Origin of the sequence: Paenibacillus sp. FSL W8-1187, from assembly GCF_037965485.1 — a bacterium.
In the GTDB taxonomy this organism is placed as follows: domain Bacteria; phylum Bacillota; class Bacilli; order Paenibacillales; family Paenibacillaceae; genus Paenibacillus_O; species Paenibacillus_O pasadenensis.
Genome location: NZ_CP150181.1, coordinates 3,961,083 through 3,984,826, shown reverse-complemented (window position 1 = coordinate 3,984,826; position 23,744 = coordinate 3,961,083). Strand labels below are relative to the sequence as shown.

The 23,744-nt window shown below is 65.5% G+C and carries 21 protein-coding genes; 13 read left to right on the top strand and 8 right to left on the bottom strand.

The genetic code is table 11. From position 1 onward, the window contains the following. The first annotated feature begins 62 nt into the window (after nucleotides 1-62). From NYE40_RS17235 to ppk1, 3 genes are all read left to right on the top strand, one after another. Nucleotides 63-587, top strand: a complete 525-nt coding sequence (locus NYE40_RS17235) for a thioesterase family protein (protein ID WP_028599090.1) — start codon at nucleotides 63-65, stop codon at nucleotides 585-587. Further along, nucleotides 584-1,030 (top strand): FxsA family protein, encoded by a 447-nt coding sequence (locus NYE40_RS17230; protein WP_028599089.1) that lies wholly within the window; start codon nucleotides 584-586, stop codon nucleotides 1,028-1,030. The genes NYE40_RS17235 and NYE40_RS17230 overlap by 4 nt, the downstream gene beginning before the upstream one ends. Nucleotides 1,031-1,177: 147 nt before the next feature. Continuing rightward, nucleotides 1,178-3,265 (top strand): polyphosphate kinase 1, encoded by a 2,088-nt coding sequence (gene ppk1, locus NYE40_RS17225; protein ID WP_028599088.1) that lies wholly within the window; start codon nucleotides 1,178-1,180, stop codon nucleotides 3,263-3,265. Between the two features lie 74 nt (nucleotides 3,266-3,339). On the opposite strand, the gene NYE40_RS17220 is transcribed toward ppk1, so the two are convergent. Next, entirely contained in the window at nucleotides 3,340-4,890 is a 1,551-nt protein-coding gene (locus tag NYE40_RS17220; protein ID WP_339278724.1) for a Ppx/GppA phosphatase family protein, read from the bottom strand. Between the two features lie 346 nt (nucleotides 4,891-5,236). On the opposite strand from NYE40_RS17220, the gene citZ reads away from it, so the two are divergent. The 4 genes from citZ to NYE40_RS17200 all read left to right on the top strand — a co-directional run bounded on the left by citZ (nucleotide 5,237) and on the right by NYE40_RS17200 (nucleotide 9,482). Beyond that, nucleotides 5,237-6,349 carry a citrate synthase gene (gene citZ, locus NYE40_RS17215; RefSeq protein WP_028599086.1) on the top strand — a complete coding sequence of 371 codons (1,113 nt, stop codon included), beginning with the start codon at nucleotides 5,237-5,239 and terminating at the stop codon, nucleotides 6,347-6,349. A 123-nt stretch (nucleotides 6,350-6,472) separates the two neighbouring features. Continuing rightward, nucleotides 6,473-7,768: an NADP-dependent isocitrate dehydrogenase gene (gene icd, locus NYE40_RS17210; RefSeq protein WP_028599085.1), complete on the top strand. Its 1,296-nt coding sequence runs from the start codon at nucleotides 6,473-6,475 to the stop codon at nucleotides 7,766-7,768. Nucleotides 7,769-7,882: 114 nt separating this feature from the next. Then, nucleotides 7,883-8,833 (top strand): malate dehydrogenase, encoded by a 951-nt coding sequence (gene mdh / locus NYE40_RS17205; RefSeq protein ID WP_339278723.1) that lies wholly within the window; start codon nucleotides 7,883-7,885, stop codon nucleotides 8,831-8,833. 82 nt (nucleotides 8,834-8,915) lie between these two features. After that, entirely contained in the window at nucleotides 8,916-9,482 is a 567-nt protein-coding gene (locus NYE40_RS17200) for a hypothetical protein (RefSeq protein WP_339278722.1), read from the top strand. 83 nt (nucleotides 9,483-9,565) lie between these two features. Here the strand turns inward: NYE40_RS17200 and NYE40_RS17195 are convergent, their stop codons facing one another. Continuing rightward, complete coding sequence (locus NYE40_RS17195; protein WP_339278721.1) at nucleotides 9,566-10,402, bottom strand: nucleotidyltransferase domain-containing protein; 837 nt, start codon at nucleotides 10,400-10,402, stop codon at nucleotides 9,566-9,568. A 31-nt stretch (nucleotides 10,403-10,433) separates the two neighbouring features. Then, nucleotides 10,434-11,198 carry an AAA family ATPase gene (locus tag NYE40_RS17190; RefSeq protein WP_339278720.1) on the bottom strand — a complete coding sequence of 255 codons (765 nt, stop codon included), beginning with the start codon at nucleotides 11,196-11,198 and terminating at the stop codon, nucleotides 10,434-10,436. 95 nt (nucleotides 11,199-11,293) lie between these two features. Between NYE40_RS17190 and NYE40_RS17185 the strand changes: the two genes are divergently transcribed. The 5 genes from NYE40_RS17185 to NYE40_RS17165 all read left to right on the top strand — a co-directional run bounded on the left by NYE40_RS17185 (nucleotide 11,294) and on the right by NYE40_RS17165 (nucleotide 16,603). Then, nucleotides 11,294-11,800: a hypothetical protein gene (locus NYE40_RS17185; RefSeq protein ID WP_028599080.1), complete on the top strand. Its 507-nt coding sequence runs from the start codon at nucleotides 11,294-11,296 to the stop codon at nucleotides 11,798-11,800. A 113-nt stretch (nucleotides 11,801-11,913) separates the two neighbouring features. Then, entirely contained in the window at nucleotides 11,914-14,085 is a 2,172-nt protein-coding gene (gene recQ, locus NYE40_RS17180) for a DNA helicase RecQ (protein WP_339278719.1), read from the top strand. A 191-nt stretch (nucleotides 14,086-14,276) separates the two neighbouring features. Beyond that, nucleotides 14,277-14,702 carry a hypothetical protein gene (locus NYE40_RS17175; RefSeq protein ID WP_028599078.1) on the top strand — a complete coding sequence of 142 codons (426 nt, stop codon included), beginning with the start codon at nucleotides 14,277-14,279 and terminating at the stop codon, nucleotides 14,700-14,702. A gap of 145 nt (nucleotides 14,703-14,847) precedes the next feature. Beyond that, a complete protein-coding gene (locus NYE40_RS17170) occupies nucleotides 14,848-15,801 on the top strand; it encodes a sugar kinase (protein ID WP_028599077.1) in 954 nt (317 codons plus the stop codon). Nucleotides 15,802-15,805: 4 nt separating this feature from the next. Continuing rightward, nucleotides 15,806-16,603, top strand: a complete 798-nt coding sequence (locus NYE40_RS17165; protein WP_028599076.1) for a DeoR/GlpR family DNA-binding transcription regulator — start codon at nucleotides 15,806-15,808, stop codon at nucleotides 16,601-16,603. A gap of 273 nt (nucleotides 16,604-16,876) precedes the next feature. Here the strand turns inward: NYE40_RS17165 and nagA are convergent, their stop codons facing one another. Both nagA and nagB read right to left on the bottom strand, forming a co-directional pair. Further along, nucleotides 16,877-18,049: an N-acetylglucosamine-6-phosphate deacetylase gene (nagA, locus tag NYE40_RS17160; protein WP_028599075.1), complete on the bottom strand. Its 1,173-nt coding sequence runs from the start codon at nucleotides 18,047-18,049 to the stop codon at nucleotides 16,877-16,879. After that, on the bottom strand, nucleotides 18,022-18,789 hold the full coding sequence (nagB, locus tag NYE40_RS17155; RefSeq protein ID WP_052333279.1) for a glucosamine-6-phosphate deaminase: 768 nt from the start codon (nucleotides 18,787-18,789) through the stop codon (nucleotides 18,022-18,024). The genes nagA and nagB overlap by 28 nt, the downstream gene beginning before the upstream one ends. Before the next feature lie 229 nt (nucleotides 18,790-19,018). On the opposite strand from nagB, the gene fni reads away from it, so the two are divergent. Then, nucleotides 19,019-20,089 carry a type 2 isopentenyl-diphosphate Delta-isomerase gene (gene fni / locus NYE40_RS17150; protein WP_028599074.1) on the top strand — a complete coding sequence of 357 codons (1,071 nt, stop codon included), beginning with the start codon at nucleotides 19,019-19,021 and terminating at the stop codon, nucleotides 20,087-20,089. Between the two features lie 15 nt (nucleotides 20,090-20,104). On the opposite strand, the gene NYE40_RS17145 is transcribed toward fni, so the two are convergent. The 3 genes from NYE40_RS17145 to NYE40_RS17135 are packed head-to-tail and all read right to left on the bottom strand — an operon-like array spanning nucleotide 20,105 to nucleotide 23,689. Beyond that, complete coding sequence (locus tag NYE40_RS17145; RefSeq protein WP_052333278.1) at nucleotides 20,105-21,247, bottom strand: Ger(x)C family spore germination protein; 1,143 nt, start codon at nucleotides 21,245-21,247, stop codon at nucleotides 20,105-20,107. Beyond that, entirely contained in the window at nucleotides 21,234-22,361 is a 1,128-nt protein-coding gene (locus tag NYE40_RS17140; protein WP_028599072.1) for a GerAB/ArcD/ProY family transporter, read from the bottom strand. The genes NYE40_RS17145 and NYE40_RS17140 overlap by 14 nt, the downstream gene beginning before the upstream one ends. Continuing rightward, nucleotides 22,358-23,689, bottom strand: a complete 1,332-nt coding sequence (locus tag NYE40_RS17135; protein WP_043111394.1) for a spore germination protein — start codon at nucleotides 23,687-23,689, stop codon at nucleotides 22,358-22,360. The genes NYE40_RS17140 and NYE40_RS17135 overlap by 4 nt, the downstream gene beginning before the upstream one ends. Nucleotides 23,690-23,744: the final 55 nt, after the last annotated feature.

The following is a 23,744-nucleotide window of genomic DNA, read 5'->3' as shown; positions in this document are numbered from 1 at the left end:
TGCCTGATTTGAGCCGATAATAAAGGGACAAGGATAGAGGCAGGAAGGGGCAATTAGGGCTTATGGAGCAGGCGGAATGGACGCTGCACCCGCTGCGGGTGCGCTATCAGGAAACGGACGCGATGGGCGTCGTGTATCATGCGAATTATTTGACCTGGTTCGAGATCGGGCGCACGGAGCTGATCCGCTCCGCGGGGTACGCCTACGGCCGGATCGAGCAGGAAGGGCTGATGCTGCCGCTGACGGATCTGGACAGCCAGTTCCGCCAGCCGGCCCGCTACGACGACGCGATCGTCGTCTGCACCCGGGTGGAGCGCTTCACGCCGATGCGGCTCGGCTTCCGCTATCAGATCCGCCGGCTCGAGGCGGGGGCGGCGGAAGCGGCGCTGCCTGCGCTCGGCGAAGGCGCGGTCCGCGCCGCGGGCGAGGACGGGGCCGGACTTCCGGGCGAGCTGCTTGCCACCGGGGGCACTCGGCATGTGTGGGTGGATCGCAGCTTCCGTCCGGCGCGGCTCGACCGGCGCCTGCCGGAGCTGTACGCGCTGATCCGGCGCATGGCGCCGGCTGGAAAGGAGGAGGGGGCATGAACCGAAGACTCGGAACGGTGCAGAAGGCGCTGCTCGGCGGAGCGGCCTACGTGCTGCTGGAGGTGATCGCGATGGCCTGGCTCGGCAGCCGCATCGGCGTCGGCGGCGTGTTCCTGCTGCTCGTCGGCACGGCCGTGCTGGGCACGGTGCTGATGCGCACGCACGGGCGCAAGGCATGGGCGGAGATGCGCCGCAAGATGGAGCTCGGCGAGCCGCCGGGCCATGCGCTGCTGAACGGCCTTTGCCTGATGGCCGGCAGCCTGCTGCTCATTTTCCCCGGCGTGATCGGCGACCTGGTCGGCCTGACGCTCGTCCTGCCCGTCACCCGCGGCTTCTACCGCCTGCGCCTGTACCGGCTGCTGGAGCGGCTGCTGCGGCGCGGAGGCGGCGGAGGCTTCGGCGGTCCGGGCGGCGGGCGGTTCATCTTCATCGGGCGCCGCTGAGGCCGGCGTCCGGCATGCCTTCGATCCGCAGCGGGGGGCGTGCCGGCCCTCGCGGCCGCAGGCATTTACCTGGCCTTTACCGCATCTTAATATAGAAGTAACAGTGACGCTGCATAATAGGGACAACGACAAGGAGGCTCTTCAGCGATGAGTAAAGCATTGTCCCCCTATGTGAACCGCGACCTGAGCTGGATCGAGTTCAACCGCAGGGTGCTGGAGGAAGCGCAGGACCCGACGACGCCGCTGCTGGAGCGCGCGAAGTTCCTGTCCATCGTGTCCAGCAACATGGATGAATTCATGAGCGTCCGCATGGCGGGCATCCAGGACCAGCTCAAGGCGGGCTATACGAAGATGGATTTTACCGGCTATACGCCGCAGGGGCTGTGGAAGCGGCTCATCAAGCGGACGGGCCAGATGGTCGCCGAGCAATACCGCACCTATCGGGAAGTGATGAGGGGGCTGGCGCGAGAGGGCATACATATCCGCGAAATGGACGATCTGAACGCCTCGCAGGCCGCGGCGGTCGAGCATTATTTCCGGACGATCGTCTTTCCCGTGCTGACGCCGATGGCCGTCGACCAGAGCCGTCCGTTCCCGCTCCTTCATACGAAGGAGCTGTATCTGGCCGTGCTGCTGCGCGATTCCGAAGAAGAGCCGGAGGCCGAGCCGTACTTCGCGATCGTCCAGGTGCCTTCGATCCTGCCGCGCTGCGTGGCGCTGCCGATCCGGGGCAACAGCAAGAAGCTTGAGTACGTGCTGCTCGAGGACCTCATCCGTTCGTTCATCCATACGCTGTTCAGCGGCTACAGCCTGGAAGCCGTGCATCCGTTCCGCCTGACCCGCAACGCCGACCTGACGCTCAACGAGGAAGGCGCCGAGGATCTGCTCGAGGAGATCGAGAAGGAGCTTCGCCGCAGGCGCTGGGGCATGCCCGTGCGGCTCGAGATCGGCGAAGGCTTCCATCCGTACGCGCTCGACCTGCTGCAGGAGGAGCTGGAGATCGGCGATCATGTCGTCCGCATCGGCGGACCGCTCGATCTCAGCTTTCTGATGCGCTTCGCCGGCTCGATCGGGGGCAAGGAGAGTCTCCGCTATCCAAAGCTCGAGCCGGTCTACCCGCGGGAGCTCGAGGAGCATGAGCTGATCTTCGATACGATCCGCGAGCGCGACGTGCTGCTGCATCATCCGTACGAGTCGTTCGAGCCGCTGGCCGAGTTCGTCCAGCAGGCGGCGGACGATCCGCAGGTGCTGGCGATCAAGATGACGCTCTACCGCGTCAGCGGGCAAAGCGAGCTCGTGCAGGCGCTCGCCGCCGCGGCCGAGGCGGGCAAGCAGGTGACGGTCGTCGTCGAGCTCAAGGCGCGCTTCGACGAGGAGCGCAACATCGCCTGGGCGCGCCAGCTGGAGAAGGCGGGCTGCCATGTCGTCTACGGCCTCGTCGGCCTCAAGACGCATGCCAAGATCCTGCTCGTCGTGCGGCGCGAGGCCGACCAGCTGCGGCGCTACGTGCATGTCGGCACCGGCAACTACAACGACAGCACGGCCAAGGCGTACACCGACATCGGCCTGTTCACGTCGCATCCGATCATCGGCGCGGACGCGTCGGCGCTGTTCAACGAGGTGACCGGCTACTCGTCGCCTTATGAATGGCAAGCGTTCAGCGTCGCGCCGAGCGGGCTGACGGAGCAGCTGTTCCGGCTGATCGACCGCGAGCGCCGGCATGCCGAGGAGGGCCGGGGCGGCTACATCGCCGCCAAGATGAACTCGCTCTCCAACCAGGAGATGATCGACAAGCTGTACGAGGCGTCGCGCTCGGGCGTGCGCATCGACCTCATCGTGCGCGGCGTCTGCTGCCTGCGTCCCGGCGTGCCGGGCCTGAGCGAGAACATCCGCGTCGTCAGCATCGTCGACCGCTTCCTCGAGCATTCGCGGCTGCTGTACCTGCGCAACGCCGGCGAGGAGGAAGTGTATCTGTCGAGCGCGGACTGGATGACGCGCAACCTGACGCGGCGCATCGAGCTGATGTGCCCGGTGTTCGATCCCAGCCTGCGCGACAGCCTGATCGCGCTGCTGCGGCTGCAGCTGAGCGACAACGTCAAGGCGCGGGAGCTGCAGGCGAGCGGCGGCTACGAGCGGATGCGGCCTGCCGAGGGCGAGGAGCTGCTGCGCAGCCAGTTCCAGGCGGAGCGGATCTCCAGCTGGAAAAAGGCGCTGCCGCAAGCCGAGCAGGCGTAAGCGAAAAGGGGCTCTCCCGCAAGGCCGTCGAAACGGCCCTCGGGAAAGCCCCTTTTTGCCTGCATTGGCTTCGTCTAGCGGACGGACAGCTCGGGCTGAAGCCCCCACAGCTTGGCGAACTCGCGTCCGGCCTCCTCGACCTCCTGCCGCTCCAGAGCGAGCGAGCCGGACGGCCGCACGGCGCTGAGCCGCAGGCGGCCCTCCTCCGGTCCGAGCGACGCTTCGGCCTCGAGCCGGCTGATCGGCTGCGTCTCGCTGCGGTCGAGCGCGGCGGCGAGCTGGAGCAGGCTGCCCAGCAGGGCGGCCGCCTCCACGTCTCCGGGCTCCAGCAGCGCCGCGTACGGCTCCAGCTGCGACTTGCAGCGGCTGCGGCTGCGGAACGCCGCAATCGCGGCGGTCAGCACGTTCTCGCGATGCGACATGCCGTTCAGGCTGCAGTTGGTCAGCAGATAGAACGTATGCTTCGGATAGGCGGCGTGGTCGATCGACGCTCCGATCCGGTAGAGCAGGGAGGCGGCGTCCAGCAGCTTGGCCGCCCGATCGCCCAGCCGCTCCAGCGGACGGCCGGGAGCGGAGCCGCGGAGCGTCTCGAGCAGCTGCAGCGAGAGGCGGTTGACCTGGTTCACATGCGGGAGCGGCGCCTCGGGATAGAGCGCGTATGTGTTGCGCACGCTGTAGCCCAGCACGTCGTCGAGCCGCGGCCGCTCCGGCGACTGCACGGAGAAGAACAGGCCGTCGCGCAGGCCGGCCGCGCAGACGCGGTATTCCGCAGCGCCGGTCAGGCGCCGGAACAGCCGCAGCGCGGCGAGTCCGGGCACGATCAGGTCGACGCGGTCCTTGGACAGGCCCGGGAACTTGCGGCGCTTGTCCAGCGGCATCGCGCGCAGCGTATCGAACAGACGGTCGGCGTCCTCGGCCGGAATCGCATAGTTGTGCGTCTGCGGGAAAGGATAATGGCGGACCGCCTGATGGATTTTGGCCAGCGCGCGGATCGTGCCGCCGACGCCGATGAGCGGCAGTCCCGGCGACCAGCGCAGCCACGGATGCTCCTCGCTCGCCCGCAGCGCCATCTCCTCGAGCCGGCGCAAGCCGTCGTCGCCGAGCATGCCGCGGTCGGCATAGCTGCGGGCGAGGTTGACGCAGCCGAACGGAAAGCTGACGCTCTGCACGAGCGTGCGCTCCTTGAACAGGGAAATTTCCGTGCTGCCTCCTCCGATATCGATGAGGAAGCCGTCGCGGACGTCCATCGTGTTGACCATGCCGAGGAAGCCGTAGCCGGCTTCCTCCTCGCCCGGCAGCAGCTCGATGTCCAGTCCCGACTCGGCGCCCAGCCTCCGCAGCACCTCGGCGCCGTTGACGGCGTTGCGCATCGCGGCCGTCGCGACGGCGCGAACGGCGCTCGTCCCGTGATGCGCGCAGAGCATGCGGAAGTGGCGGAGCGTCTCGGCAAGCTCGGCGACGGTCTCCTCGTCGATGCGCCCGTCGGCCGTGATCCTCTGGCTGAGCCGAGCCGGACGCTTGCTGCCGTCGATGACGCGATGCGCGCCGGTAGCCGTCGTCTCGTAGACGACGAGGCGGATGGAGTTGGAGCCGATGTCGATGATGCCGATGCGTTGCTCGTTCATGGAGCGGATTCCCCTTCCCTCGGACTATGGCTTGGCTGAAACGCTGATTCCATCAGTGTAACACCTTGCCGGCCAACCTCCAAACGGGCGACAAGTAAATTCTATGAAGGCGATAAAGCATTTTTATCTTCGATCGGTTGGATTCATCATGAAAATACTTTATGATAAAAAGGATTGCTGCGGTCGCCGATTTGCCCATCCTTGACATCCGCTGTTCTCGCCTGCGCGACCCGGAGGCGTGAATGCGCTGTCAAAGGCGGTGCAAGCCTTTTTCCGCAGCCTGATGTTGACAGTCCCATTACCGGCCGCTTCCTATCCGCGCGCCGAAGACAAAGGAGAGAGTTCAATGACAGCTACCAAAGGTCTCGAAGGCATCGTCGCCACGACCTCGTCCATCAGCTCCATCATCGACGGAGTGCTGACCTATCGCGGAATCAACATCGACGAGCTGGCCGAAGGCGCTACGTTCGAAGAAGTCGCCTACCTGCTCTGGTACGGCAAGCTCCCTACGGCATCCGAGCTCGAGGAGCTGAAGTCCAAGCTGAGCGCCTCCGCCCCGATTCCGGCCGAGGTGATCGACGCGATCCGCCTCTATCCGCAGGACGCCAACTCGATGGCGGCGCTCCGCACGGCGGTATCCGCCCTGGCGCTGTACGATCCGGCCGCCCAGGACATGAGCCGCGAGGCCAACGTAGACAAGGCGATCCGCCTGCAGGCGCAGCTGCCGACGGTCATCGCCGCTTTCGACCGCATCCGCAGCGGCCAGGAGCCGATCGCTCCGAAGGCCGGCCTGTCCGTCGCGGCCAACTTCCTCTACATGCTTACCGGCGAGACTCCGGACGATGTAGCGGTCAAGGCTCTCGACCAGGCGCTCGTGCTGCATGCCGACCATGAGCTCAACGCCTCCACGTTCGCCGGCCGCGTCACCGTCGCGACGCTGTCGGACATCTACTCCGGCGTCGTCTCCGCGATCGGCGCGCTCAAGGGCCCGCTGCACGGCGGCGCCAACGAGGCGGTCATGGTCATGCTCGAGGAGATCGGCTCGCCGGACCGCGTCGAGTCCGTCATCAACGAGAAGCTGGCCAACAAAGAGAAGATCATGGGCTTCGGCCATCGCGTCTACAAAAACGGCGACCCGCGCGCCAAGCATCTGCAAAAGATGTCCGAGGAGCTCGGCAAGCTGAAGGGCAACCTCGACCTGTACGACATGAGTGTGAAGATCGAGGAGATCGTGACCGGACAGAAGGGCCTGAAGCCGAACGTCGACTTCTACTCCGCGTCCGTCTACACGACGCTCGGCATCAAGCGCGACCTGTTTACGCCGATCTTCGCGATCAGCCGCCTGTCGGGCTGGACAGCGCATATCCTGGAGCAGTACGATAATAACCGTCTGATCCGCCCGCGCGCGGAGTACACGGGTCCAGCAAGCGCCAAGTTCATTCCGATCGAGCAGCGCTGATCTCCCTCCCCCCGGCTTCATGTCCGGGGGGCTTCGGCTGCGCACGCAGCTTGTCCCGTTTCCGCCGCTTGGCCGGCGCAGGGACCCGCATGATTTTCATACCAAGAGGAGGAATCATCCCCAATGGCACAACTCGAAAAATTCGCCCTTCCGACCGAAGGCGAGCAGATCACGATTGAAAACGGCAAGCTGAACGTTCCGAACAACCCGATCGTTCCGTTCATCGAAGGCGACGGCACGGGCCGCGACATCTGGCGCGCCTCCAAGCGCGTCCTCGACGCGGCAGTCGAAAAAGCCTACGGCGGCGAGAAGAAGATCGCCTGGTACGAAGTATTCGCCGGCGAAAAAGCATTCAACCAATACGGCGAATGGCTGCCGGCCGACACGCTGACGGCGATCCGCGAGTACATCGTCGCGATCAAAGGACCGCTGACGACTCCGATCGGCGGCGGCATCCGTTCCCTGAACGTAGCGCTGCGCCAGGAGCTCGACCTGTACGTCTGCCTGCGCCCTGTGCGCTACTTCGACGGCGTGCCTTCCCCGGTGAAGCGTCCGGAGCTGGTCAACATGGTCATCTTCCGCGAGAACACCGAGGACATCTACGCCGGCATCGAGTACCAAGAAGGCACGGACGCGGTTAAAAAAGTGCTTTCCTTCCTGCAGAACGAGATGGGCGTGAACAAGATCCGCTTCCCGGAAACGTCTGGCATCGGCATCAAGCCGGTATCGGCCGAGGGCTCCAAGCGCCTCGTGCGCGCGGCGATCGAGTACGCGATCGAGCACGGCCGCAAGTCGGTCACGCTGGTCCACAAAGGCAACATCATGAAGTTCACCGAGGGCGCCTTCAAAAACTGGGGCTACGAAGTGGCGGAAGCCGAGTTCGGCGACAAGGTGTTCACATGGGGCCAATATGACCGCATCAAGGACGAGCAAGGCACGGATGCGGCCAACAAGGCTCAAGACGAAGCTCTGGCGGCCGGCAAGATCCTCGTGAAGGACGCCATCGCCGACATCGCCCTGCAGCAAGTGCTGACCCGTCCGACGGACTTCGACGTCATCGCGACGCTGAACCTGAACGGCGACTACCTGTCCGACGCCCTGGCGGCTCAAGTCGGCGGCATCGGCATCGCGCCGGGCGCCAACATCAACTACATCACCGGCCACGCGATCTTCGAGGCGACCCACGGCACGGCTCCGAAATACGCCGACAAAGACGTGGTGAACCCGGGCTCCGTCATCCTCTCCGGCGTCATGATGCTCGAGCATCTGGGCTGGCAGGAAGCGGCCGACCTCATCTACAAAGGCATGGAAACTTCGATCAACAACAAGACGGTCACCTACGACTTTGCCCGCCTGATGGAAGGCGCCAAAGAAGTGAAGTGCTCCGAGTTCGCGGATCAAGTCATCGCCAACATGTAAATCGTGCAAGAGTCCGCTTCGGCGGGCTCTTCTCTTTCGGCGCTGCTGCCGAGGCAAGGCCGCGTATCGTTTCATGCAGGAGGCTGGACATTCCAATCCGATGGAGGGATTCTCATGGCTATCGCACGCAAGAAGATCACGGTCGTAGGAGCCGGGTTCACGGGAGCGACGACGGCGCTCATGCTCGCGCAAAAGGAGCTCGGAGACGTCGTGCTCGTCGACATCCCGCAGCTGGAAAATCCGACGAAGGGCAAGGCGCTCGACATGCTGGAGGCTTCGCCGGTGCAAGGCTTCGACGCGCGCATCACCGGCACGTCCGATTATGCCGATACGGCTGGCTCCGACATCGTCATCATCACGGCGGGCATCGCGCGCAAGCCGGGCATGAGCCGCGACGATCTCGTCGCCGTCAATGCCGGCATCGTGCGCTCCGTCTGCGAAAGCGTCAAGGCGACGAGTCCGGACGCGTACGTCATCCTGCTGTCCAACCCGGTCGACGCGATGACCTATGTCGCCTACGAGACGCTCGGCTTCCCCAAAAACCGCGTCATCGGCCAGTCCGGCGTGCTCGACACGGCCCGCTACTGCACGTTCATCGCGCAGGAGCTGAACGTGTCGGTCGAGGACGTGCGCGGCTTCGTGCTCGGCGGCCACGGCGACGACATGGTGCCGCTCGTGCGCTACTCCAATGTCGGCGGCATCCCGATCGAGACGCTCATCCCGGCGGAGCGCATCGAGGCGATCGTGCAGCGCACGCGCGTCGGCGGCGGCGAGATCGTCGGCCTGCTCGGCAACGGCAGCGCCTACTACGCGCCGGCGGCATCGCTCGTGCAGATGACCGAGGCGATCCTGAAGGACAAGAAGCGCGTCCTTCCGGTCATCGCGCTGCTGGAGGGCGAGTACGGCTACGACGGCTTGTTCCTCGGCGTGCCCGCGATTCTCGGCGGCGACGGCATCGAGAAGGTGTTCGAGCTGGAGCTGACGGCGGAGGAGCAGGCGGCGCTCGACCGCTCGGCCGACTCCGTGCGCGCGGTCGTCAAGCTGGTGGCGACGCCGCAAGGCTGAGCCTGAATGAAAAACAGCCCCGAATCCGAAAGACGGATTCGGGGCTTTTCGGTTAAGATGGAAAAGAAAGGGGGTGCTTGCGATGAGCGCATGGCGCCATGGACGCTGGATGCGAGCCGGAATCGCGGCGGTCGTCCTGCTGCTGGCCGGCAGCCTGATCTGGTGGTTCTTTCCGCAGCGCATCGACCGCACGCTCCAAGGCTACGAGTTCACCGCCGGACAGCCGGAGCGTCCCGGACGTTCCTTGACGCTGAAACTCGAAGGCACGCTTCAGCGGACGCTGGCCGGCTTCTGGAAAGGTGCGGGCAAGTTCGAGGGCAAGCTGGTCATCGTAGGCGAGTCCTACTCCGGCGTGCCGGAGGATGCGACGCCGTTTTTTTATATGAGCAGAGGGGGAGGAAGGCTGGGGCTCAATTGGGTCGAAATAAACCCTGAAGGTCAGACCGTGCCAAGAATTCACCTCATCGGTGAGGTGATGGCCGAGTACGATTGGAGCAAGCTTGCGATCATCCGTTTACACGAAAAGAAGGGCTGGAACAGCAACGAAGGGGTGACGATTGCCGCGCCTGCCCGAAATCGAGAGGAAGCGCTGGAGCTGGCGAACCGGGTCATGTCCGAGCGGCTCGGTGAAGGTCCGCCTTTGAAATGAACGGGGTTCGCTTGAACCAACCATGAGCCGACAATCGATCGCAGCGGCTCGCCAGCATACCTTCACTTCCAGCAAGGCCATGCTCAATCCCGCATCAACGCCTCCGTCTCCCGGATAAGCTCCTGCAGCCGGGAAGCGGCCTGCGCCAGCTTCTCGGAGTCGTCGCCGAGCGCCGCGAACAGGCGGCCGATGCGGCCGGAGTAGTCCGCAGGAGCGAGCGGAAGCGAGCCGGCAATCGCGGCCGCGCCCTTCTCGTTCATCCAGTACGCTTCGTTCAGCGCGAACAACGTCTGGTTGAGGCAGGAGACGGAGCGGAAAAAGCAGCCCGCGACATACGAGGCGTCCCCTTTGGGGATGCCTTTTCGGCCGTTGTCGAGAGCGAACGAGGCTTCCCAAAGGAAACGGCCGATCGTCGCTCGCTGCAGCGCAGGCGGATAAGGGCGCACGCTCCGCTTCAGCCGCTCCAGCACGCCATGCGGATCCCACAGCGGCTGGCAGAGAGCGGCTTCGGCCAAGTAGATGGAGCTCACGAAGCCATGCGGATGCCCGGGCTGGTAGTCGATCCGGATCGAGCCTTGCCGGCAATCGCCGATGACGCGCTCGACCTGATCCAGATCGCGGTACAGCAGGTCGACCGGCATGCCGCCGACCCGCAGCCAGCCTCCGCCGTTGATCCAAGGTCCCCAGTCGCCGAGCGGGGTGACCGCCTCCGCGCGGCTCTCGTCGTCGAGCCTGCGCGCCGCCTCCCGCAGCTGCGTCAGGTCCGGCGGGGCGTCCGGCCGGTAATACAGGCCGAGATCGAAGTCGGAGCCGGCGTGGGCGGTTCCGCGGGCGCGCGAGCCGCCGAGCGCGATCGCGGCGATGCCTTGCACGTTGGACAGCTCCTTCACGGCAAGCTCGAGAATGCTTTCTGCCTCCATGGGCTAGCCTCCTTTTTCACGCAACTGGGGATCAATCATCCGCCAACAGCTCGTCGAGCATCGCCTGCTTGCGGTTGACGAACTGCTTCATGACGGACCAGTGGGGCGTCTGCTCCAGCTCGACCCGCTCGGCACCGTCCGGTCCGAGCAGGTAGATGTCGGCGTCCGGGTAGGCCATCAGAATCGGCGAATGGGTGGCGATGATGAACTGCGAATGCTTCTGCACGAGCTGATGGATGCGCGAGAGCATCGACAGCTGGCGCTGCGGCGACAGCGCCGCCTCCGGCTCGTCGAGGATGTACAGGCCGCGCCCGCCGAAGCGGTGCAGGAACGCGGCGAAGAACGACTCGCCATGCGACTGCTCGTGCAGCGGCTTGCCGCCGTAGGAGTCGATGATCGGCGGGCCGGAGGCTCGCGCGCCGTCGGGACGGTCCAGCCGTTCGATCTCGCTGGCGAGATTGTAGTAGCTTTCCGCCCGGAAGAAAAAGCCGTCCCGCGGCTTGTGCACGCCGCGCGCCAGCCGCAGATGGCGATGCAGCTCCGAGTGCGTCTCGGCGGTGGAGAAGCTGAAGTTGATCGTGCCGCCCTCGGGATTGAAGCCCCAGGCGACGGCGATCGCCTCCAGCAGCGTCGACTTGCCGGTGCCGTTCTCGCCGATCAGGTAGGTCACCTTGGGATGGAGCGGCAGCCGCTCCAGCGTGCGGACCGCCGGCAGGCTGAACGGGTACTCGCGCGGATTCGCGATTCCGGAGCGCAGCAGCTCGATGCTCTTGAGGTAGCCGGGTCCTTGGCTCATTCTAATCTCCCCTTCCTTGAAAGAGCTTCCTCCACCCAGTATACTCGATGGACGGTTGGATCACGAAGATCGACAAGGCTAGGGGGAACGCGGAAATGGAAGAGGAATCCTGGATTACGCATGAAGAATACTTGGCATCGGCGGAGCTGTTCCGCTCGGCGTTCCCGGCGTTCGCTGCCGAGGTGGCGCGCGTCGAGGCGATGCGCGGCAAGCTCAACGAGTTCCAGCTGAGCCGCGCGGTGACGATGGCCGCCGACAGCGTGGAGATTCTCGGCTGGAACAGCCGCCGCACCGTGCTGGCGATTTTCGACGTCTATGTCGAGCTGTACCGCGGAGAGGGGCGCGAGGCGGCCGACCGCTGGGTGGAGGCGACGTTCGGGGCCGGACTGCTGCCGGCGCCAGGCGGCGCGCCGGACTCGGCCGATCCGGGGCTGCTGGCGCGGCTCGGCGAGGTCGAGGAGGAGATCCGCGAGCGCGAGGCCGAGCTGCTGGAGCTGTACCGCGAGCTGACGCGGCTCAAGGCGGCGGCGAGCGGGACGCGGCCGGCGGATGGACTGCGCGGGCACGGTGAGGACGAGGGCGAGGCGGCTGCCGGCAGGTAGACACCTTTTCTCCGACCTGTCACAATAGAGGGATGAGCGCTGGACGGGCCCGCTCAGGGAGTCCGGCCGTCCACGGAAACAGGAACAGGAACAGGAAAGGGAGTCGAAGGCCTATGCTGCAGGAAGCGCGCGAGCTGCTGAAGCGCGTCTATGGATACGATTCCTTCCGCCAGGGGCAGGAAGGGATCATCGAAGCGATCACGGGAGGCAGGGATACGCTGGCGATCTTGCCGACAGGCGGAGGCAAGTCGGTCTGCTACCAGATCCCGGCGATGCTGATGACCGGCACGACGATCGTCGTCTCGCCGCTCATCTCGCTCATGAAGGACCAGGTCGACGCGCTGCGGCGCGTCGGCGTGCCGGCGGCGTACCTCAACAGCTCGCTCGGCGCGGGCGAGTACCGGGACGTGCTGCGCGCGGCGCTGAACGGGGAGTACAAGCTGCTCTACATCGCGCCGGAGCGGCTCGACGGCTCGATGTTCGGCGAGCTGTCCGAGCGCATGCGCATCCCGATGATCGCGATCGACGAGGCGCACTGCGTCTCGCAGTGGGGCCATGACTTCCGTCCGAGCTACCGGCAGCTGGCCGGCTGGATCGGGCGCATGGAGGATCGGCCGCTCGTCTCGGCGTTCACCGCGACGGCGACGCCGGAGGTGGCGGACGACATCACGGCGATGCTCGGACTCCGCGAGCCGAGCGTGTTCGTCAGCGGCTTCGCGCGGGAGAACCTGTCGCTGTCGGTCGTCACCGGCGCGGACAAGAAGCGGTTCCTGACGCAGTTCCTGCAGGAGCGTCCGGACCAGTCCGGCATCATCTATGCGGCGACGCGCAAGGAGACCGAGGCGGTCCATGAGGAGCTGCTGCGCCAGGGCATCCCGGCGGGCAAGTACCACGGCGGCCTGGGCGACGCGGAGCGCGCGGAGGCGCAGGAGAAGTTCCGCTTCGACGAGACGCGCGTCATGGTGGCGACCAACGCGTTCGGCATGGGCATCGACAAGCCGAACGTGCGCTTCGTGCTGCACTGGCAGATGCCGGGCGACGTCGAGTCGTACTATCAGGAAGCCGGACGCGCGGGCCGCGACGGCGAGGAGTCGGAATGCGTGCTGCTGTTCGAGCCGCAGGACGTGCAGATCCAGCGCTTCCTGATCGAGCAGGGCCAGGGGGACGAAGGGCGCAAGTCGGTGCAGCTGTCCAAGCTGTACGCGATGATGAATTTCGGCCGCACGGAGCGCTGCCTGCAGCAGTTCATCGTCGACTATTTCGGCGAGAAGGGCGTCGAGCCCTGCGGCAAATGCGGCAACTGCCTCGACAAGAGCGAGCGGCTCGACATGACGAGCGAGGCGCAGAAGGCGCTCAGCTGCGTCGGCCGCATGAAGGGGCGCTTCGGCGTGACGATGGCCGCCAAGGTGCTGAAGGGCTCGCGCGACAAGAAGATCATCCAGTTCGGCCTCGACCGGCTCTCCACCTACGGACTGCTGCGGGAATGGCCGGAGCGGGAGATTTCCGACTGGCTGTACTGGCTCGTGGCCGAAGGCTATCTGCGCCTGAGCGAAGGCCAGTATCCGACCGTCTCGCTGACGGCCGAGGCGCTGCCGGTGCTCGAGGGCAGCAAGACGGTCGTGCGCCGCAAGTCGACGTCGGTGCGCCGCGCGGCCTCGGCCGCCGCGTCCGGCGAGGCGTCGCCGCTGTTCGAGGCGCTGCGCCAGTGGCGCAAGGAGACGGCCGCGCGCGAAGGCGTGCCGCCGTTCATGCTGTTCTTCGACGCGACGCTGCGCGAGCTGGCGGCCGCCGCTCCGGCGAGCCGCGACGAGCTGCTGCGAGTCAAGGGCATCGGCGCGGCCAAGGCCGACAAGTACGGCGACGCGCTGCTCGCGATCACGTCCGGCGAGGAGGCGCAGGCGGGACGGCAGCCGGACTTGTTCCAGGCGGCTGACGCCGGCCGTGCGCCGGCGCGGGCGGAGGCGTCCCTCTCCGGTCGGGGCGAGAGCGGCAGCCATCTGGCGACGTACGAGATGTTCCAGGCGGGCGGCACGATCGAGCAGATCGCCCAGGAGCGCGGCATCAGCCGCGTCACCGCCGAGAGCCATCTGATGCGCTGCGCGGACGAAGGGCTGGAGCTGGACTGGAGCCGCATCATACCCGAGGATCAGGAGCCGCTCATCCTGGAGGCGGCGAGCCGCCTCGGCGCCGACAAGCTGCGTCCGCTTAAGGACGCGCTGCCGCCGGAGGTCGACTATTTCGCCATCCACGGCGTGCTGCGCAAGCATGGGCTGAAAAGCGGCTGAGTTCCGGAAGCGCCGCGCCCCCTGAGCGAAAGCGAAAGCGGGGCGCGCGGTCCGATGCGGCCGGATAAAGGCCCAAATAAGTCGGAAATAGGACGAGAGCGGCCGAAAACGGAAGCAAATGAAGCGTTTCCTTTTGTCATGGCCGATTTCATCTAGTATACTTGTCGTAGACAAGCCTAGGAGGATGAAAGATGACGCAAATTATGGTATTCCTGCATGTGCTCGGCGCGGGCGGACTCGGCTTCTACCTGATCCTGCCGTTTCTCGTCGGCCGCGCTTCCCGTCTGGCCGGAGCCGGACAGCAGGGACTGGCCGAAGGACTCGTGACGGGCAACCGGATCGCGCAGTACTTCCTGATCCTGCAGTTTCTGACGGGAGGCTACCTGATCTCCAAGGCCGACTACACCGTCGCCTGGATGATCCTCTCGATCGTGCTGTTCCTCGCCATCGCGGCGCTGGGCGGCATCCAGACCAAGCCGCTCAAAGGCATCGTCAGCCAGATCCAGGCGGGCCAGAGCGCGACGGCAAGCATCGCCAAAGTGCGCATGTTCAGCTTCATCCTGCTCGCTCTGTACGTGGTGATCCTGTACTTCATGGTCAACCCGTTCTTCGAATAAGAGCAGCGGATCCGACGCCTTGCTTTCCCTTCAGGCCGCGAGGACTCGCCAAACCGCTCCTGCGGCGGACGCGTCCTCCGGCCTGATGGACGAAGCAGAGGCTTTATTCCTTTAACGCGAGCAATCAGGAGAGGGGAAGCAGCACATGACGGTTTCACCGGATCTCATCACCTTCGGCGAAAGCATGGCTCTGTTCATGCCGCAGGAGAACCGCGCCTTGGAGCATGCGGACTCGCTGCAATCCGCCTTCGGCGGCGCGGAGAGCAATCTGGCCATCGGCGTATCCCGCCTCGGCGGCTCGGCCGGCTGGTGCGGCGCGCTCGGAGCCGATCCGCTCGGGCGCCGCATCTTGAAAGCGCTGCGAGGCGAAGGCGTCGACGTGTCGCGCGCGCATCTCAGCCCGGAAGCGCCGACGGGGCTCATGTTCCGCGAGGAAGTGGCGGGGCGCCTGGCGGTCCACTACCATCGCCGAGGCTCGGCGGCGAGCCGGATGACGCCCGATCGGCTGGACGCGGACTACATCCGCGGGGCCAAGCTGCTGCATGTGACGGGCATCACGATGGCGCTGTCGGACAGCGCCCGCGAGACGGTGCTGGAGGCGATGCGGATCGCCCGCGACGCCGGAGTCAAGATCAGCTTCGATCCGAACCTGCGGCTCAAGCTGTGGAGCATCGAGGAGGCGCGCCGGGCGCTGCTGCCGGCGGCCGAGCTGGCGGACTATTTCCTGCCGGGATGGGACGAGCTCAAGCTGCTGTACGATACGGACGACGAGGGGGACATCCTCCGGCGCGTCCAGGCGCTCGGCTCGGTCGCGGTGATCAAGAGCAAGGGCGACGGCACGCTGCTGCTGGAGGGCGGACGGAGCGCGTTCATTCCGTTCTACCCGGCCGAAAAGGTCGTCGACACCGTCGGCGCGGGGGACGGCTTCTGCGCCGGATTCCTGGCCGGGCTGCTCAAAGGCATGGAGCCGGCGGAAGCGGTCCGGCTCGGCAGCATCTGCGGCTCGCTGGCCGTGCAGGGGCGCGGCGACTGGGAAGCGCTGCCGGACTGGGCCTCTGCCGAGCAGCGGCTGAACAATTCCGTATGGGTGGAGCGTTGAACCGATGACCGAAATGAACAAGGGAGAACGCAGGCGCGAAGGCATCCTGACGGTGCTCAAGCAGCAAGGGCGGATCACGATTTCCGATATCGTGGAGCGGTTCGGCTGCTCGGAGGCGACGGCGCGGCGCGACCTGGAGCTGCTGGAGCGGACCGGACCGCTCGTGCGGACGATCGGCGGGGCGATGTACGACGGGATGAATCCGGTGCGGGACAGCTCGTTCGCCGAGCGTCAGGGCATCTCGCTGCTGGAGAAGGAGCATATCGCGGCCGAGGCGGCCCGCCATATCGTGGAGGGCGACGTCGTCGGCCTGTCCGGGGGAACGACGAACTATCTGATCGCCAAGCTCATCAAGATGCGCCGCGGCATCACGGTCGTGACCAATGCGGTCAACATCGCGATGGAGCTGGCCGGCAGCGACATCCAGGTCGTCGTCACCGGGGGCATGATGCGGCATAACAGCTTCGAGCTGTGCGGGCCGCTCGGCGAGGGCATGGTGTCGCATCTGAACATCGGCAAGATGTTCATCGGCGTCGACGGCATCTCCGAGAACGGCGGCATCACGACGTATTCCGAGCAGGAGGCGCAGATCGCCAAGGCGCTCATCAGCCGCTCGCAGATCACCTATGCGGTGTTCGACCAGAGCAAGGTCGGGCGCACGTCGCTGTTCTCGATCGCCCAGCTCAAGGATCTGGACGCGGTCATCACCGACCGTCCGCTCGAGGGGGCGCTGTCCGATTACGCCCGCCGCTGCGGCGTGACCGTCTATTTGGCGGGCGACGAGGACGAGGAAGAAGCGTAGCGCCGATCCCGAAGCTTGACGAAGGCCGCTTTCGGGCGCAAACGATCGTTCCGCGCCCGAAGCCTCTCTCCGATTCCGATGAAGGCGGATTCCGCCGATTCTCCTATTTTAAGCGGATGGCGTCGACGCCGCTCTGGAGCGGAGCTTCCGCAAGCCGATCCAAAAAAAAGCGTCCTGCCCGATGAAAAATCGGGCGGGACGCTTTTTTGGAATTCAGCGATAAAGGGCGGAGGCTTCGCGGACGACGCCGATACAGCTCGCGCGAAGCGGGCTTCAGCGCGGCTCGGCTTCGAAGACGCGGCGGCCGCACACCCAGGTGCCGACGACGTCGAGCTCCTCGGTCAGCAGCACGAGGTCGGCCCATTTGCCTGCGGCGATGCTGCCGGTCTGCTCGGAGAGGCCGAGCAGCTGCGCCGGGTTGGCGCTTGCGAGCACGCTCGCTTGCGGCACGGTCCAGCCGGTCGCTTGCACGAAGCGCTTCAGCGCCGCCTCCATCGTCAGCGTGCTGCCGGCGAGATTGCCGCCATCGGCGAGGCGGCAGACGCCGTCCTTCATCGTGACGGCCAGGCCGCCGAGCTCGTACATTCCGTCCTCGAGGCCGGCTGCCGCGATCGCATCGGTGATGAGCGTCAGCTTGCCGGGCGGCTTGGCGCGGGCGAGCAGCCGCATCGCCGCATCATGGACATGATGGCCGTCGGCGATCAGCTCGGCATGGATGCGGTCGTCGGTCAGCGCCGCCCCGACCGCTCCAGGCTCGCGATGGTGCAGGCCGCGGCAGGCGTTGAACGTATGCGTCATGCCGCGCAGGCCCGCGTCGGCTGCCGCCTGCATGTCGTCGAAGCGCGCGTCCGTATGGCCGGCGGAGGCGACGATGCCTCGCTCGGAGAGCCAGGCGATCATCTGCAGCGCGCCTTCGCGCTCCGGAGCGAGCGTCATCTGCTTGATCAGCGTCGGATAGGCGTCATGCCACTCCTGCAGCCAGTCGAGCCTCGGATCGACGCGATGCGCGGGGTTCTGGGCGCCCATCCAGTCGGGACTGACGAACGGCCCCTCGAGATGCACGCCGGCCAGACGCGCATAAGGCATCGGCGCGCTGCGGTACTCGTCGACGGCATCCAGCGTAGCGCGGATGCGGCCCGGCGATTCGGTCATCGTCGTGGCGAGCATCGTCGTCGTGCCGTGCTGGGCATGGAATCTGGAGATCGTGTCATAGGCCTCGTGGCCGGCATCCATGAAGTCGGCGCCGTAGCCGCCGTGCACGTGAAGATCGATGAAGCCCGGCAGCAGCCAGCCGCCGCGCCCGTCGATCGTCGTCTCGCCGGCCGCCGGCTCGGCGCCTGCGCCGGGCGAGATCGAGTCGATCCGGCCGTCCTTCACGGAGATGGAGCCGTGAACAGCGGCTCCGTCGACGGCGATCGTTACATTGCTGATGCGAAAGGGCTGCATCCTTGGTTCCCTCCTGTTGCCAGCAGGCTTGCTGCCTCCTTGTCGAGCAGGACCGTGACGTCGGCGTGAAGCTGCAGCAGCGAGGCCGGGCAGTCCGTCGTGACCGGACCGGCCAGCGCGCGCTTCACGACCTCGGCCTTGTCGGCGCCGCGGACGACGAGCAGGATGCGCGCCGCCTTGAGGATGGAGCCGACGCCCATCGTGACCGCCTGCGTCGGCACTTCGTCGAGCGAGGCGAAGAAGCGGGCGTTCGCCTCGCGGGTCGCCTCGTCGAGCGTGACGACATGGGTGCCGGCGGCAAGCTCGCGATCCGGCTCGTTGAAGCCGATGTGGCCGTTGTGGCCGAGGCCGAGCAGCTGCAGATCGACGCGCGCGCTTTCAAGCATGCGGTCGTACTTCGCGCAGAAAGCGTCCAGATCGGCCGCCATGCCGTCCGGCAGGAACGTCTGGTTCAGCGGGATGTCGATTTTGGAGAACAGATGCTGGTTCATGTAATAAGCGTAGCTTTGCTCGTTGTCAGGCGTCAAGCCTACGTACTCGTCCAGGTTGTAGGTCGTGACGTTTTTGAAGGTGATGCCCTCCGCAGCGGCCGTCTCGACCAGGCTGCGGTAGATTCCGACCGGAGTCGAGCCTGTGGCGAGCCCGAGCACCGCGTTCGGCTTGGCTTTCGTCAGATCGGCGATGAGCCGCGCCGCCGCCTGGTCAAGCTCCAGATTGTCTTCAAAGATCCGAATGTCCATCTCAGCTTCCCCTCCGATAAACTTCCCTCATGGTTTCCTTTAGTTTACGCGCTTTCTAGCTCGGTGACAATAAATTTGATTGAAATGTACATAAAATTGAACAATGCAATCAAGTCGATGCCGAGAGAAGCGCCATTTGCCCCTGCGGCACTTGAGCGGGTATGATGGGGACACGAAAGGCCGGCGCAGGACGGCGCCGCAGGCCGAACAAGGAAGGATGGGGAACGCGATGACGGAACCGTATCGCCAGCCCGGAGGCGAGGATACGGGCTCGCGCAAGGCCGAGCATATCCGGATCTGCCTCGAGGAGCAGGTGGAGAGCCGGTCGTCCGGCGGAGCAGGCTTCGACCGCTACCGCTTCGAGCATGAGGCGCTGCCGGAGCTGGACTGGCAGGAGGTGGACCTCTCCGCCAGCTGGCTCGGCCGCAAGCTCAAGGCGCCCCTGCTCGTCAGCTCGATGACGGGCGGGACGGACGAGGCGGGACGCATCAACCGCGGCTTGGCGGAAGCGGCCCAGGCGAGGGGCTGGGCGATCGGGCTCGGCTCGATGCGGGCGGCGTGGGAGAAGCCGGAGCTCGCGGCCTCGTTCGAGATCCGCCGCGACGCTCCGGACGTGCCGATCATCGCCAACGTCGGCGCGGTCCAGCTCAACTACGGGCTCGATGCGGACGCCTGCCGGCGGCTGGTGGAGATGGCCGAGGCGGATGCGCTCGTGCTGCATCTCAATGCGCTGCAGGAGGTGTTCCAGCCGGAAGGAGACACGAACTTCCGGGGGCTGCTGCGGCTGATCGAGACGGTATGCCGCAGCAGCGGCGTTCCGGTCGGCGTCAAGGAAGTCGGCTGGGGGCTATCGGCCGCGACGGCGGAGCGGCTCGCCGATGCCGGAGCGGCGTTCATCGACTGCGCCGGCGCCGGCGGAACGTCGTGGAGCCAGGTCGAGAAGCATCGCGCTCGCAGCCGCCTGCATGCGGAAGCGGCGGACGCGTTCGCCGACTGGGGCATTCCGACGGCCGAATGCGTGCCGGCGATCCGCTTGCGGCTGCCGCAAGCGACGCTGATCGCCTCCGGCGGCCTCCGCAGCGGCGTCGACGCGGCCAAGGCGATCGCGCTCGGCGCCGATCTGGCCGGGTTCGGCCGGCTGCTGCTGCCGGACGCGGCCTCCGGCAGCGATGCCGCGCGGAATATCGCCGCCCGCATGGAGCAGATCGAGTTCGAGCTGCGGACGGCGATGTTCGCCACCGGCTCGGGCACGCTGCGCGAGCTGGCGCAAGGAGACAAGCTGAAGCCTGTCCGCCTCTAGGCGGACAGGCTTCTTTTATTTGATCCGTCCGGCGCCTTGGATGTCCACGTCGGTCCGGACCTGGAATTTCAGCGTCGGGTACATCTCCTGCCACTCCTCGAACGCCTGCTTGCTCCTATGGGTCGCCCGAAAGCGCAGGCCGAACTGCAGCGGATCGACGCCGCTGCGCTGGATTTTGCGGAGCAGAGCCTCCGTTTTTGCCGCGAGATCGCGCTCGAAGCTCGCTTCGACGACGGCGGCATGCCGGTGCAGGATGTCGTTCGGGCCTTCCTCAAGCGTGCCGCCCGCATGGATGCTCAGGTCGAGCGTTCCCTGGCCGGCGCCGGCGCGCCTGATCTTCTCGCGCACGGTCAAGTCCATGACGGCCAGCATGACCGTACGATCCTCAAAGGACGTCTTGATCGTGGAGTTGATGTACTGCTGGTCGAGCTGGTTGAACAGCTGGGTCTCATCGGGGCCGAGCACGGCTCGGATGCGCGTCTTGTCGAGCAGGGCGAGCCGGTCGACCTCATAGCCGTTTTTCGTCAGCGACACGATAGGCAGATACGGGTCCATCCCATGCTCGTTGATGCGCCGGAACAGATCGAACAGCTTGATCGGCCGGATGAACGAGGACTTGGTGGCGTCGCCGCCGAAGGTGAGGAACAGCGTATTGCCGGAATAGCGCTCGGAGAGCGGCATCTGCTCGAGGATGCGGCGGCCGTCCGGCTGGCCGACGGCGACGAACGCGGACGACTGGATGTCGCGCCGGCGCATCATCCATTCGACCGCGTCGGAGATGTCGTCGCGAGCCAGCTGCTCGCCGAGGAGCAGCACCTTGCAATGCCCGAGGTCGATTTCCTTGTCCACGCGGGACTTGAGGATGCGCAGTCCTTCGGATATTTCCTTGGCGTCGATCGTTTCGATCTGCGACTTTTCCATGCCGGGCTCGGTCTTGGAGTTCGGGATCGACAGCCGGATCGTGATGCGGTACGGCTTTTTGTCGTTGCCGGACTTGTCGACGGAAAGCGCGACGACGAAAAAGCGCTTGTCGATGTCGATGAACCCGCAGCCCGTCGCCTGCAGGAGCAGAGCGGCGGCGAGCAGCAGCGCCGCGAGCCGGCGCGAGAAGGCGCGCAGCGGCAGAGAAGGCCGGCGCGGCGCGTCAAGCCGAATCATGGGCGGCCTCCTTCGCGGCGTCCGGCGGACGCTTGAAGCTCAGCAGGAACAGCAGGGCCGCCGCTCCCTGCTCGATGAACATGCGGAAGGTCAGCCAGATCTCGGCCACGGCGAGCGTCAGCTTTTCATCCAGGAAAAACATGCTGGCGACGCTGAGCGCGAAAAAGATGCTGCCGATCCACCAGGACGAGGCCGGCGTCTCCGTGGAGTCGACCTCGAACTTGCGGTCCTTGCGCAGGCTATGGATGAACTCGATCGCCTGATGCCAGCCGATGCTCGTATAGAGCAGCGTGAGCGCAAGATAGACGAGCAGGAACAGGAACAGCACGCGCTCGATGAAGCCGAAGCTCATCGTCATCGAGTCGGCGGTCTGCGTCCAGACGTACATGTAGCGGTCGACCGCCATCGTGCCGTGATAGCCGATCGGGAGGAAAAACGTCGTCAGCAGGATGCCGCTGCCGAGCAGCGGAATGAGCCAGCGGCCCTTCAGCCGGAAGTTCGGCGGATTGAGGCGGTTGAAGATCGCCAGATTGATGTAGCCGGTGAAGATGAACGTGCCGGCGGCGACGCTCGTCAGCGTCGGCCGCACCGTGACGTACTGGGCGATCGTATAGATGGCGTTCCAGGCGACGTCGGGGCTGCGGATGCCTTTGAACAGGATGAACAGGATGACCGGGATCGTCAGCACCATCGTCATCTCCATCAGGAACAGCAGCGTCATCGACGAGCGGGTCGACCCGTAGATGCAGATCAGGCCGAGCACGAGCAGCAGGTTCCACGCCGGCAGATCGGGCGTCAGCACGCGGTTCAGGAGCAGCGTATAGCCGACGAGCGCGAAGCTGGAGGCGAAAAAGAAGACGAACGCGAACAGCGAGAGCAGCGTCTTCACGATCCATTCCGGCAGGTAGAGGCGGAGGATCTCCGGGACGCCGAGCCCGGGATAGCGGGCCATCGCGCTCGTGACGGCATAGGCGGTGAGCGTGCCGAGCCCGATCGCCACGAGCAGCGAGGATACGGCGCCGGTCATCCGTTCCTCGAGGAGCACCGACGGGACGTACAGCATCAGGTTGAGCATCGCCACCATGATGAAGCTGTAATAAAAATAGCGGTTCACTCCGCTTTCACCTCGCCGATGTCCGCATGCCTCCAGTCGATCGGGAGCCGCAGACGGAAATAGGGCTTGCCGAAGCTGCGCTGGCTGCACAGGTAGATCAATCCGGCGAATACGCCGCCCGCGACGCCCGGCAGGCCGAAAAAGATCGCGAGCGCGATGAGCGGATATTTGATGAAGCGCACCGAGAGCGACAGCGAGTAGACGGGGATGACGAAGTTCGAGATCGCCATCACGGAGGTGACGATGATCATGATGCTGCTGACCAGTCCGGCCTGCTGGGCGGCCTGGCCGAGGATGAGGCCGCCGACGGTCGTCGCCGTCGAGCCGATGTATTTGGGCAGCCGCACGCTCGCTTCGACGAGCATTTCGATCATGAACAGCATGATGAACACCTCGATGAAGGACGGATAAGGCACGGAAGCGCGGCTGCCGGCGATCGAGAACGCGAGCTGCGCCCGGAACAGCTCCGGATTGTAGGAGATGACCGCGATGTAAAGCGCCGGCAGCGTCGTCGTCATGAGCAGCGCGATGAAGCGCAGCGACAGCAGCAGCAGGGACGTCCAGAACGACTCGTAGCGGTCCTCCGTGGCGCTCATCAGGTCGGTGAAGACGATCGGTAGCAGCAGCGCGAACATGCTTCCCTGCATCATGACGATGATCTTGCCCTTGCTGAGCCCGACGGACAGCCGGTCGCTGCGCTCGGTGACCATCTCGACGGGAAACAGCCGCTTCCGGTTGTCGTTCATGAACTTGGCGAGCTGCCCGGACGCGCTGAGCACGTCGGTCTGGATGCTGCGCAGCTTCAGCCGCACGATCTCGAGCACGGCCGGATCGACGCGGACCTGGTCGTAGAGCATGACGACGCGCGTCTTGGACAGCGAGCCGACCGTGAATTCCTCCTCCAGCAGGTCGGGACTGGCGTAGCGGCTGCGGATCATGTTGATCGAATCCATCAAGTCCTCGCTGAGGGCGATCTGCGGGCCTTCGATCGTGCTCTCGACCGTCGTTTCCGGCGTGGAATTGCGGATGATGCGGGCCGCGTCCATCTTGTAGATGGCCGAGTTCAGCTTGACGAGCACGAAGCCGCGCAGCAGCGAATCGGTCCAGCGGGCCGGATCGTCCAGCGGCTGGAAATTCGGATTGCGGCGCAGCAGCTCGTCGAAGGGCACCTCTTCCTTGGCGAAAGGAACGAGCACCATGTCGCTGACCTTGCTCTCGTCGACAAGGGTGGCGATGAAGGCGACCTCCGCGATGAAGCGGCTGTTCGTGATCCGATGGGTCTTGACGTCCGTCGCGCTCGCGAACCGTTCGCGGATCGCCTGCAGCATGTCCTTCCTCTCCCTTCCAGTTCAGCCGTAGTATGTCGCTCTGGCGGGCAGTCTA